Consider the following 12,081-nt stretch of genomic DNA (forward strand, 5'->3'; position numbering starts at 1 on the left):
AGGTGCGCGACATGAGCCGCCGGATGGCCGCCGCCGATCTGGTGATCACGTCCGCCGGGCGCACGGTATACGAGGTGGCCGCGATCGGGACGCCGTGCATCGTCATGAGCCAGAACGCGCGCGAGCAGCGGCACCTGTTCGCGCTGGCCGAAAACGGCTTCGTGAACCTGGGACTGGGCGCGGACGTGCTGGACGAAACACTGCGCGAGGCGGTCGCGCGGCTGGTGGATGATTTCGCGCAGCGGCAGCGCATGAGCGCGCGTATGCTGGCGGCGGATATTCGCGGCGGCACGGGGCGCATCGTGCGGCTGATGTTGGAGCGTTACCGGGCATTTGAAGCGGCGATGCCCGAACCTGTCACGCGGAGGGACGCATGAAATCCGTTCTAATTGGCGAGCGGCGGATCGGACCCGGCGAACCGGCGTACATCATCGCGGAAGCCGGGGTGAATCACAAGGGCAGCCTGGACGCCGCGCGGCGGCTGATCGACGAGGCGAAACAGGCCGGGGCAGACGCGATCAAGTTCCAGACGTACAAGGCGGAAAAACTGGTGACGCGCGCCGCGCCGCGCTATTGGGAAGACGCGGAAGCCAGCGGCACGCAGTACGCGATCTTCAAGCAGTCGGATACGTTCGGCGAGGCGGAATACCGCGTTTTGTTCGAGCACGCGCGGGCGGCGGGCATCACGTGGCTATCGACGCCCTTCGACCTGGACGCGGTCGCGTTTCTGGACGATCTGGGCATGCCCGCGTTCAAGATCGCGTCCGCCGACCTGACGAACGTGCCGCTGCTGGAAGCGTGCGCGCGGACGGGCAAACCGGTGATCCTCTCGACCGGGGCCTCGATGCTGGACGAGGTGCACGCCTCGGTGGACGTGCTGCGGCGCGCGGGCTGCGAGGACCTGATCCTGCTGTACTGCGTGCTGAGCTACCCCACGCGCGACGAAGATGCGAATTTGCGGCGCATGGTGAGGCTTCAGCAGGAGTTTCCCGACGTGCCGGTCGGTTTTTCGGACCACACGATCCCCGACGACTGCGTGATCGTGCCCTCGGCGGCGGCGGCGCTGGGCGCGGCGGTGATCGAAAAACACTTCACGCTAGACCGGACGCTGCCAGGCGACGATCATTACCTCTCGGTCGATCCGGGGCAGTTGGCGACGCTGGTGCGCAACTGCCGGACGATCGCGGCGGCGCTCGGCAACGATCAGTTTGCCGTCCAGCCGAGCGAGGAAGCGGCGCGGACCTACGCACGGCGCAGCATCGTCGCGGCGGTGACGATCCCGGCGGGCACGGTCATCACGCCGGACATGCTGATCATGAAACGTCCCGGCACGGGCATCTCGCCCGTTGAGGTGGACCGGCTGACAGGGCGCGCGGCGGCGGTGGACATTCCCGAGGACACGACGATCACGTGGGAGATGGTCGAACTCAGTTCATAGTTGTTCGTTTTTAGTCGTTGGCAAATCAAGATCACGTGTGGTGGAATGATTGCTCGGGGCGTATCGTGTGATACGCCTCGGTTTTTTTACCGCGACCTCACCCCCAATTCAGGTGGGAGAGGGAAGACAAGCAGCTTCCAACAGGGTTTTGTCGGGGCGAGTTTCCAACCCGCCTGTTTTCCCTCGAAAATCCCTGGTTCCTACAGCCAATCGAGCTTCTTGAACAGCAGCAGTAGTCCCGTGACGAGGCCGACCATCAGCGTCAGCACGAACGGCACGCCCCAGTCGGAGCCGAAGGGCGGCCACGTATCGTTGAAGTTCATGCCGTAAAAGCCACTGATCACGGTCAGCAGACCGATCAGCACGGTGACGATGGTCAGGCGGTTCACGACCTTATTCAGACGATTGGAGACGGCGGACATATAGAGATCGAGCGTACCGGTGAGCGTGTCGCGGAAGGTGCTGACCATCTCCGCGATCCACATCAGGTGATCCGAGACGTCGCGCAGGTAGTGGTTGAGTGCTTCTTCGTCCAGAAACGGCAGATCGTGGTGCATGATCTTGTTGGGGATGTCGCGCTGGGGCCAGAGGATGCGCCACATATCGACCAGGGTCTTTTTCATGTCGAACAGGTGGTTGAGCATCTTCTGGTTGGGCTGTTCGAGCACCTGATCGCCCAGGTCTTCGATCTGCTCCGCAAGCAGATCGAGCACGGGGAAGTAGCCGTCCACCACGATGTCGAGGATGGCGTAGAGCAAAAAGCCGGAACTCGGCATGGCGTTCATGCGCTCGATGCGCGTCTGCACGTTTTCCAGCAGCGGCTCGTCGCTGCGGTGCACCGTGACCACGTAGTTGCAGCCGGTGAATACGTCCAGCTCGCGGAAGAGGGGGCGGTTCGTGCCCCACTCGACCGGGTTCAGGATGGTGAACAGGTAATCGGCGTATTCGTCCACTTTGCCACGCTGCCAGTGATTGCGCGTGTCTTCGATGGCGAGCGGGTGAAATTTGAACACGTCGCGCAGCAGGACAAGATCCTCGTCGGTGGGACCGGTCATGTCGATCCACACGGTGGGCTTGTCCGGGCCGATCAGGTTTTTCAGGTCGTCGGGATCGGCGCTGCGCCGTTTGGTTTTGTCGTACACAGTGACGGTTGCCACGGGTTTAGTGTGTCTCCTGGCCGCCGGGCGGCCCGATCAGGCGCGTGAACAGCGCCACGAGTGTGCGTTCCTGGTCTGCCCAGTCGTACCGGTCGTGCGCGAGGGCGTAGCCCCGGTGGCCGAGCGCGGCGCGTAGGGCAGGATCGCGGGCCAGCGTTTCCAGGCCGCGCGCGACGTCGTGCGGGTCTTCGATATCCACCTGAATGGCGCTGTCGCCTGCGAGACCGGCCCAAAACGCGTTTTGGGTCATGATCATGGGCAGGCCCGCCGCCATGTACTCGAACAGCTTGATCGGCCAGTTGACCGCGCTGTTGAGCTGGGGGCGCAGGCTCATCAGGCCGATGTGCGCCTGGGCCAGCAGCGCCGGGATCCGGTCGTGCGGGACGTGGCCCAACAGCCTGATCCGGTCCGCTCCGGCGGCGCGCACCTGCGCTTCATAGTCCGGCGAGACGAACCGCCCGGCGATCCAGACCTCCACGTTCAGCGCCGGATCGAGCAGGGCGGCGGCCTGGGCCAGCTCCAGCGCGCAGCGATCCGGTTGGACCGCACCCGCGTAAATGGCGATCACTTTGCCGTCAGGGCTGCACCTGCCCGCGTCTGCGTGCTGCCAGCAGTCGAGTTCCGGCACGTTGCGGATGATGATCGGGTTCGCGCGGGGGAATCGGTCGGCAATTTGCTCGAAGGCGGCGATGATCGCGTCAAAGCGGCTCACGATGGCGCGTTCGTAATGGTCGTACAGCCACGCGACCGGCTTGCGCAGACGGGCATCGATCCAGGTTTTGTCGAGGATCTGGTAGGGCACGTGCTCGTGCACGTCATAGACGACGCGGCGGCCTTCCAGCTTGAGCAGCAGCCCGATCGGGGTCAATTCCGGGTCGTGCAGCAGGTAGGCGTCCGCGTGTTCGCGGCGGGCGCGGATCCACATCTGCGGGAGCCGCAGCCAGCGTCGCCACGCCTGCCGCGCAGGGGGACGCGCGGGGAAGGGGCGCATCTGCACGCCGTCGATCACTGCATCGGGCGCATCCTGGCCGATCAGCGTGACCGAATACCCGGCGCGCGCCAGCGATCGCGCTTCCTTGTGGAAGACGCGCGAATCGAAGGGATCGTGCACGGTCGTCAAAACGCAAATCGATGGCATAGGCGGGCCTGCGATGCGCAGATGGTGTCTGTGCGATTATAGCTGAATCCGGCTCCGGCAGGCGCAAGACGGGCGGGGGGCACGGTGAACGCCAACAGCGCCCCGTCAACAGGCGGGGCGCTGGGTGTGTGCGGATCAAGCCGGTGCGATGAACTTACCTGCTGCGAATCTCGCTGGCAAGCTCTGCGGTCTGCGGCGACGGATCGACGTTGAGCGTGCTTTTCAGTTCCGACTCCAGCCGGTCATAGACTTCCAACGCCGCGCCGGGGTTGCCCAGGTCGCGGTACAGTTCCATGATCGAGCGGGCGAGGTCTTCGCGCTGCGGACTGGTCGCGGCGGCGCGCAGGTAGCAGCCGAGCGCGTTTTGCGCGTCGCTGCGGTTGCGGTAGATGCGGGCCAACCCGGCCAGGGCTTCGGCGTAGGTCGTCGCCAGCTCGCTGCGGCGGTTGGTGACCCATTCCTGGTCGATGGTGCTGAGGAAGGGGCCGTGATACAGCTCAACCGCGTTTTGCAGCAGAACCAGGGCGGTGTCGTCCTCTTCCACGGCGGCGTTCTGCACGGCCTCAGCGAATTTCAGCACGTCGTAGTGCAGCTCAAGCTCGGGCGAGATGCGGTAGAAACCGGACCAGTAGACGGTCAGGTCCGTGCCCAGGATCTCGCTGATTTTGCGCTTGGTGACGTGGAAGACATTCGTTGCTTCACGCGTGGAGAGGTTCGGCCAGAAGGTGTGGAAGATCTCGTCGCGGGTGGTCATGCCGCGATCCACGAAGTAGAAGAACAGCGTACGCGGCAGCACTCCATCCCATTGTTCGATCAGGCGCCCATTGATCAGCACCCGACCGGGACCCAGCGCGCGCACCTCAAGCACGGTTTGTTGGGCCACTTCAACGTAGTCCAACATCATCTTGTCGGCATTCACGGGCACGACGGCGGTTTTGCCTTGAAGATCCTCCCGCTTCAACAGCCCAGTTGGCAGCTCGCGCCCGCCGAGGATCAGGCGGCTCTTGCCTTGCAGCGCTTTCGCCAGCGCCGCGATGAATGGCACGACTTCGTCCTGCGCGGTCTGGTCGTAGGCGTCCAGCACGAGGGTGACCGGGCCATGCGCCTGCAGCGCCCGGGCGATGCTGTCGGCGGCCTGCTTGTCACGCGGGAGATCCGGCAGGTCCGCGCCAAGCTGCGCTTTCAGCGCGTGCTGGAACATGCCGAGCAGGGTACGCAGCGACGTGTTGGACGCTTTGACCGATATAAATATGGGGGTGGTGTCTGTTTCGAGGAGGATCGGCGCGAGCAAACTGTGCTGTCCGTGGAAATCGGGATGGAGGACGACAAGTGTGATCTCGGGCGCCAGTTTTCTAAACTGCTCCGTTGCATGAGAAAAAGGATTAACGGTATTCACGATTGACAACCTCCATCTGTAAAACAGGCGTCACGTGTTTGGCTTGGCTGCGATTGATTGTTTTGTTATAGCTCTAGACTGATAAGCTTTATTGATAGCATTATACACGTATGAGGAAATCCCCACAACCGAAAGATGGCTCTGAGGCAATTAGAATAGTGTTATAGAGATGCAACGTAAGAATTGGCGGTAGAGGTAAGATTACGATTGAGATAAAGCGGTATTAGTTTCACTGTGAAGACGAAGTAGGAGGTAACCCGGTCGGTTGCTGCGACGCGGCCCGTGGTGACGCGGTCGGGCGCGGCGTGGTGGGGCGGAGTTCGGCAGGCTCGGTTTGCTCCGCCGTAGCGACAGGTGTGCTGCCGGGCAGCGGTGTGGGCGAGGGGGACACGCTCGACGCGGGCGGCGTCGGGGCCGGCTCGCCGGGCTGGCGAAACGTCGCGCCGGCGATCGTGCCGGACAGCAGCATCACAAGACAGATCACGACCGCGCGTGCGGAACGGCTCACCCTGCTCCCCTGTCTTTCAACGGCTAGACTGCCGTCCGGCGGACGGCTTCGACCACGTTGGGCAGGTGCTCGATTTTGGAGAGGATGCGCGCCAACTGTTTCAGGTCGTGAATTTCCATCGTGACTTCGAACGTGGCGATGTTGTGCCGCGTGCTGATGTTCACGTTCGACATGTTGATATTTTCGTCCGCGATGACCGCGCCGATGTCGCGCATGAGGCCCTCGCGGTCGTAGGCGACGATCAGCACCGGGACGGGGTAGATCTGCTCGCTGGCAGGCGGCCACGTCACGTTGATGATGCGTTCCGGCTCGTTGGTATTCAGGATGTTCTTACAGTCCGCGCGGTGCACGCTGATCCCCTTGCCGCGCGTGATGAAGCCCACGATGTCGTCGCCGTGAGTGGGATTGCAGCAGCGGGCCAGCGTCACCAGCAGGCCGCCCGTTTCGTCGATGCGCATCCCGTCGGCCTTCACCGGCTCCGGCGCGCGGGTGACGTTTGCTTCCAGGCGTTCCGCGGCGGCGGCTTCTTCGGCGCGGCGCTCGGCGTCCAGAAGGCGGAACGCGATCTGCGCGCCGGTGACGTCACCGAAACCGATCGCCGCCATGAGGTCTTCCGCCGTGGCGTAGCCTAGCTGCGAGGCGATGTCGGGCCGCGACATTTGCGCCATGCCGAGCTTCCGCAGCTCGCGGTCGAGTACTTCCTTGCCGTCCGCGATGCTCTTTTCGCGGTCGCGGCGCTTGAACCACTGGCGGATCTTGCCGCGCGCGCGCTGCGTCTTGGTGAAGCCCAGGTCAGGGTTCAGCCAGTCGAGGCTCGGCCCGCCGCGATTGGCGGTGATGATCTCGACGCGCTCGCCGTTCTTGAGCTGGTAATCCAGGCCGACCAGCCGCCCGTTGACCTTCGCGCCCCGGCAGCGGTGACCGACCTCGGTGTGAATGTGATAGGCAAAGTCGATGGGCGTCGCGCCTTCGGGCAGATCGATAATGTCGCCCTTGGGTGTGAAGGCGTAAATGCGCTCCGGCGTGATCTGTTCGATCATGCCTTCGACAAAATCGTTCGCGTCCTCGCCGCCGTCCTGCTGGACGTCTTCCATCATGCGGCGGATGCGCTCGATGCGGCGCTCGAAGGCGCTTTCCCCGCTGCCGCTCCCGCTGCGCCCTTCCTTGTAGCGCCAGTGGGCCGCGATGCCGTACTCTGCTTCTTCGTCCATGTCGCGCGTGCGGATCTGGACTTCGAGCGTTTTTCCTTCTTTGTCGAGCACGGCAGTGTGGAGGCTGCGGTACGAGTTTTCTTTGGGGGAGGAGATGTAGTCGTCAAATTCGCCGGGGATGGAATGGAAAATGTTGTGAATCACACCCAGCGCTTGATAACACTCCGGCACGCTGTCCACGATGATACGAATCGCGCGGATGTCGTAAATCTGGCTGAAGGGCAGGTGCTTACGCTCCATCTTGCGGTAGATGGAGTAAATGTGCTTGGGGCGGCCCTTGATTTCGGCCTGCACGTTTTCGCGCGCGAACTGCTCGCGGATGTAGGCCGTCACGCGCTCCATATAGGCTTCGCGGTCTTTGCGGCGCTCGTCGATCTGGCCCGCGATCTCGCGGTAGCGGTCGGGGTCGAGGTAGCGGAAGGAGAGATCTTCCAGCTCCCACTTGATCTGCCAGATGCCCAGCCGGTTGGCAATGGGCGCGAAAATGTCGAGCGTTTCGCGCGCGGTCTGGATCTGTTTGTGCGGCGGCATATAACCGAGGGTGCGCATGTTGTGCAGACGGTCCGCCAGCTTGATCAGCATGACGCGGAAGTCCGACCCCATCGCCAGGAAGGTTTTGCGCAGATATTCCGCTTCGCGGTCGCGCGGCTTGCCGCCGTGCATGCCTTCCACGCCGGTCGGGAGCTGCTTCAGTTTGGTGACGCCATCGACCAGCTCCGCGACCTTCGCGCCGAACTCGGCCTCGATGTCGTCCAGGGTGACCCCGGTGTCTTCGACCACATCGTGCAGGATGGCGGCGGCGATCGTCGTCGCGTCCATACCCATGTCGGCCAGAATCTGGCCGACGGCGATGCAGTGGATGATATAGGGCTGGCCCGACTTGCGGAATTGGCCCGCGTGCGCAATTTTGGCCCGCGCGAACGCGCGCTCAATCAGCGCCTGATCGCCGATGGAAAGACCGGGCAGGGATTGGAGGATGCCAGTTATGTCAAGGGTCTCGGTCGTTTGCACAGCGGTGCTAGCCTCTGGCTATGCGATTTTTATAAGTATAGCTCCTACGAGGTCCGGCTGCAATCCTTAAGCAGAACCAGTACCCTTTTATAGCCGAGTTTGCGGCCAAAAATCTACGGTATACTTGTCCTGTTTGGTGTATTACGCGGGACTAGATGTGTATTTTGTTAACATCTATACCATTTAATACACAAACAGGTATACTTAAACTACATTTTGCGCTGTTGGACGGATTGCTGTCTGGACGCACGGAGGGAATTTGGGGTGACCGCGACGAAAGCGAAAAACACTGAAGCTGTAACTGAAGCGCCGAAACTGGATTGGCTGAGATTGGTTGCCGTTGTGCTTGCGATTGCGGGGATTGCCGTCGCGGGATACCTGTCGTGGGCGGAAGTGACGGGCAGCGAAACGCAGTGCCTGGATACGGGCAAGATCAACTGTGAGACGGTCCAGTCCAGCGCCTACTCAGAGGTATTGGGCGTGCCGATCGCGCTGCTGGGGCTGGCGGGATACGTAGCGATCCTGGGCGTGCTGCTGCTGGAAGATCAGATTGCCTTCCTGGCCGCCTATGGCCGGACGCTGGTCGTGGGGTTCGCCCTGTTCGGCGTGATCTTTTCGGTGTATCTGACCCTGATCGAAGCGACCGTGCTGGACGCGTACTGCCAGTGGTGTTTGATTTCCGCGGCCTTGATCATCGTGCTGCTGGTGCTGGGCAGCGTGCGGCTGTACCGACTATTCACGGCGCTGCAAGCATAACGCTCGACACTCAAGCTTATCAGACGGATCAAAAACAGGCGGCCAACTGGCCGCCTGTCGTTTTGTAGTGCCGGGAAGCGCTTAGTCGTTCGCGTGCTGACGCAGGGTGCGCGCGAAGATGTCCTCACGCTCCTGGTGACGCTTTTCCTTCTTGCCGCGCTTCTTCTGCTGCTGGCGCTGAGGCATCACCATGCCGGAGCCTTCGAGGGCCTGGCGCAGGGCCAGTTCCATCGCGGTGGGCATGTCTTCGTCGTCCTCTTCGATTGCTTCGATCATGGCGGCTTCTTCCAGCGCGCGGATGCTCATGTCGATCTGCTTCTTGCGCCGGTTTACACCAATCACCTTGACCTGAACTTCATCACCAACTTTGACGACGTCGGTCGGGTCGCCCACATACCCCTGAGCCAATTCCGAGACGTGCACCAGGCCAGGGCGCTCCGCGCCAATGTCAACAAATGCGCCGAACTTCTCTACGCGCACGACCTTGCCGGTAAACACTTTGCCGTTATCAATCTCCGACCAGCCCAGAGCCGCAGGCTCAAGCATGGTGAGGCTGATGCGCCCGCGCTTGCGGTCCACTTCCTGGACCCAGGCCGTGATAGTCTGGCCTTCTTGCAGGACATCGGAGACGTTTTTGACGTGTCCCTCGCTGATCTGGGAAATGTGGAGCAGGCCGGGACGGCCAACGCCAATGTCCACCAGAGCGCCGTACAGTTCGATCTTCTTGACGACGCCCTCGACCTTCATCTTCGGGACGACCTCGTCAATGGTGGTGGGCGCGATGTTTTCGGTAGTCATGCGACGTGCTCCTTATCCGTACCATAGGACGATACGGCTCGATATGCCTTTTGAACTGAACTTGGCGGATTATACCTGTTCAATCCCGGTGGGTCAACGGTATCTTTGGCCTGTTTGTTCTGTGGCGCACAAGCCGTTGAACGAGGAAGGGCGAGCTGTTGTGCCTCTGCTCGCCTTTCCTCGTCGTTATGCCAATCGTGGCAGACCGCGTTTAGCTGGCGGTCAGGTAGTGCTGAATGAGCTGGTCGAAATAGTCAAACGGCTGCGCACCGATCTGGTACACGACGCCGTTGATGACGAAGCCGGGCGTGCCCTGAAGGCCGAACTCGACCGCTGCCTGATAGTCAGACTGAACTTCGCTCATGTACTTTTCGCTGGTCAGGCAGGCTTCAAAGTCGTCCGTGTTCAGGTCCAGATCGCTTGCGAAGCTGACCAGTGTCGCCTGATCGAGTGTGACGCCTTCTTCACTGGTCGTGGCGTCGAAGATCGCGTTGTGCATGTCCCAGAACTTGCCCTGGTCGTTGGCGCATTCGGCAGCCATCGCCGCGCGGATCGAGTCATCTCCGAAGATCGGGAAGTCGCGGTAAATAAACTTCACTTCGTCGGGGTAGGCCGTCAGGATTTCCTGAAGCGTGGTGGTATACCACCGCTCGCAGTAGGTGCACTGGTAGTCCGCGAATTCTACGATCACGACCTTGGCGTCCGCCGGACCCTGGAACGCGTCGTCATCTTCATAATATGCCGCCGGGATGATCGTCGGGGTGGGCGGGATCGGCGTGCTGGTGGGGCGCAGCATGGCGACCTGTGTGCCGACCGCCTGATCGACCATGGCCTGGACCTCGGCTGCATCGACGCTGCCCGCGCTCCCCGAGGGCTGAAGCGCCGCAACCTGTGTGCCGACGGCCTGATCGATCATCGCCTGGATCTCGGCTGGATCGACCATCGCCTGAACTTGCGCCGGATCGACACTGCCCGCTTCTGCGGGGGGAAGCGCTGCAATCTGCGCGCTGACCGCCTGATCGACCATCGCTTGGACATCCACGTCACCGGCGGAGGCTGGCGCAGCGGATTGGAGCATCGCAACCTGCGTATCGACGGCCCGCTGTACGGCGGCATCCAGATCGTCTTGAGAGACGTTGTCGCCGCTGTTGCTGAGCAGGGTGGCAATCAACAGGCCCGCGAGCAAAAAGACCAGCGCGGTGATCGTAATCGTGAGTATGTGGCTGGAATTTGACTGGGAGTTTTGAGGCGGCACTGGAGCCGGACGCTTGGTGTCGATAGGCTCGGGGGTAAGTTCGGCCATGGGAGATTCCTTCTTCACAATGACTAAAACCGACTAGATCGCGCGTCGTCCAGTGGCTCGGACCATGATTATACGGTCCGCAAGCCTGCTTGCCAACCGTCAATGGATATTGTCAACAAATATAAACAAAAAACCGCTGCCTTGCGGAGCACAAAGGCAGCGGTCTGGATCGCTTGAAAGGGCAGCGATGTCTGGCTAGTCGTCCATTTCCACGGATGCGTCGTCGTCGGAATCCGATCCGGCCAGTTCAAGGTCGCTGCCGACATGCGCTTGCAGTGGCACGACATTGTACTGGTTGCGGATGAGCATTTCCAGCTCGCGCATGAGATCCGGGTTTTCGCGCAGGTACTGCTTGGCGTTCTCGCGCCCCTGGCCGATCAGCCCGTCGTTGTAGCGGAAGAATGCGCCGCGCTTGTCGATGATGCCGCACTCCACGCCGAGGTCGAGCACGTCGCTCTCGATGCAGAAGCCGCGATCGTACATGAGGTCGATTTCGCACTGGCGGAAGGGCGGGGCCACCTTGTTTTTAGTGATCTTCACGCGGGTGCGGTTGCCGATGATCTCGTCCTTCTGCTTGATGGCCTGGATGCGGCGGATGTCCATGCGGATGCTGGCGTAGAAGCGCAGGGCACGCCCGCCGGTCGTCGTTTCGGGGTTGCCGAACATGACGCCGATCTTTTCGCGGAGCTGGTTGGTGAAGAGCACCGACGTGTTCGACTGCTTGATCGCGCCGGAGAGCTTGCGCAGCGCCTGGCTCATCAGGCGGGCCTGCAAGCCGACATGGCTGTCGCCCATCGTGCCTTCGAGTTCCGCACGCGGAACCAGAGCCGCCACGCTGTCGAGGATCACCACATCGATCGCGCCGCTGCGCACCAGTGCCTCGGTGATTTCGAGCGCCTGCTCGCCCATATCGGGCTGCGAAATGTAGAGGTTGTTGATGTCCACGCCGAGCCGCTGGGCATAGACCGGATCGAGCGCGTGCTCCATGTCCACGAAGGCGCACGTGCCGCCCATCGCCTGGGCCTGCGCGATCACATGGAGGCACAGCGTCGTTTTACCGGAGCTTTCCGGGCCGTAGATCTCGATCACGCGTCCGCGCGGGATGCCTCCGACGCCCAGCGCCAAGTCGATAGCCAGCGAACCGGTGGGAATCACTTCGATATTCAGATGCGCCGCATCCCCGAGCCGGACGATCGTCCCATCCCCGAACCGCTTCGTGAGATCGGCCAAAGCCGAGTCAAGCGCTTTCTGCCGGGCGTCTGCTGCTGCCATCTTTGTCACTCCATCAGCGAGATATCGCCTAATTGTTCCCATCAGTATAAGGAAAAGTATAGCACAAACGTTCGTGTAGATCAATAACTTATA

At 61.8% G+C, this 12,081-nt stretch carries 11 protein-coding genes; 3 read left to right on the top strand and 8 right to left on the bottom strand.

Annotated elements, in window-relative coordinates; translation table 11 throughout:
• Nucleotides 1-377, top strand: a 377-nt coding sequence (locus V7116_RS14035; RefSeq protein WP_324392563.1) for a glycosyltransferase, incomplete at its 5' end; no start/stop codon positions are given.
• The gene (locus V7116_RS14040) at nt 374-1,438 is read left to right on the top strand and encodes an N-acetylneuraminate synthase family protein (RefSeq protein WP_324392564.1); all 1,065 of its coding nucleotides are present in this window, start codon (nt 374-376) and stop codon (nt 1,436-1,438) included. The genes V7116_RS14035 and V7116_RS14040, both read left to right, overlap by 4 nt.
• A 200-nt stretch (nt 1,439-1,638) precedes the next feature.
• Here the strand turns inward: V7116_RS14040 and corA are convergent, their stop codons facing one another.
• From corA to V7116_RS14065, 5 genes are all read right to left on the bottom strand, one after another.
• Nucleotides 1,639-2,595, bottom strand: a complete 957-nt coding sequence (gene corA, locus V7116_RS14045; RefSeq protein ID WP_324392565.1) for a magnesium/cobalt transporter CorA — start codon at nt 2,593-2,595, stop codon at nt 1,639-1,641.
• 4 nt (nt 2,596-2,599) lie between these two features.
• Nucleotides 2,600-3,733: a glycosyltransferase gene (locus tag V7116_RS14050; RefSeq protein ID WP_324392566.1), complete on the bottom strand. Its 1,134-nt coding sequence runs from the start codon at nt 3,731-3,733 to the stop codon at nt 2,600-2,602.
• A 154-nt stretch (nt 3,734-3,887) separates the two neighbouring features.
• Entirely contained in the window at nt 3,888-5,024 is a 1,137-nt protein-coding gene (locus tag V7116_RS14055; protein WP_324392567.1) for an AfsR/SARP family transcriptional regulator, read from the bottom strand.
• A gap of 334 nt (nt 5,025-5,358) precedes the next feature.
• Nucleotides 5,359-5,637 (bottom strand): hypothetical protein, encoded by a 279-nt coding sequence (locus V7116_RS14060; RefSeq protein WP_324392568.1) that lies wholly within the window; start codon nt 5,635-5,637, stop codon nt 5,359-5,361.
• 23 nt (nt 5,638-5,660) lie between these two features.
• The gene (locus V7116_RS14065) at nt 5,661-7,859 is read right to left on the bottom strand and encodes a RelA/SpoT family protein (protein ID WP_324392569.1); all 2,199 of its coding nucleotides are present in this window, start codon (nt 7,857-7,859) and stop codon (nt 5,661-5,663) included.
• 330 nt (nt 7,860-8,189) lie between these two features.
• On the opposite strand from V7116_RS14065, the gene V7116_RS14070 reads away from it, so the two are divergent.
• Nucleotides 8,190-8,615 carry a vitamin K epoxide reductase family protein gene (locus V7116_RS14070; protein ID WP_324392570.1) on the top strand — a complete coding sequence of 142 codons (426 nt, stop codon included), beginning with the start codon at nt 8,190-8,192 and terminating at the stop codon, nt 8,613-8,615.
• Between the two features lie 81 nt (nt 8,616-8,696).
• Here the strand turns inward: V7116_RS14070 and V7116_RS14075 are convergent, their stop codons facing one another.
• The 3 genes from V7116_RS14075 to recA form a co-directional block, all read right to left on the bottom strand.
• Nucleotides 8,697-9,413: a S1 RNA-binding domain-containing protein gene (locus V7116_RS14075; protein ID WP_324392571.1), complete on the bottom strand. Its 717-nt coding sequence runs from the start codon at nt 9,411-9,413 to the stop codon at nt 8,697-8,699.
• A 211-nt stretch (nt 9,414-9,624) separates the two neighbouring features.
• Nucleotides 9,625-10,716, bottom strand: coding sequence for a thioredoxin domain-containing protein (locus tag V7116_RS14080; protein WP_324392572.1), 1,092 nt, complete (start codon nt 10,714-10,716; stop codon nt 9,625-9,627).
• Between the two features lie 195 nt (nt 10,717-10,911).
• On the bottom strand, nt 10,912-11,988 hold the full coding sequence (gene recA / locus V7116_RS14085; RefSeq protein WP_324392573.1) for a recombinase RecA: 1,077 nt from the start codon (nt 11,986-11,988) through the stop codon (nt 10,912-10,914).
• Nucleotides 11,989-12,081: the final 93 nt, after the last annotated feature.

It is taken from the genome of Aggregatilinea sp. (assembly GCF_036822615.1).
In the GTDB taxonomy this organism is placed as follows: Bacteria; Chloroflexota; Anaerolineae; order Aggregatilineales; family Aggregatilineaceae; genus Aggregatilinea.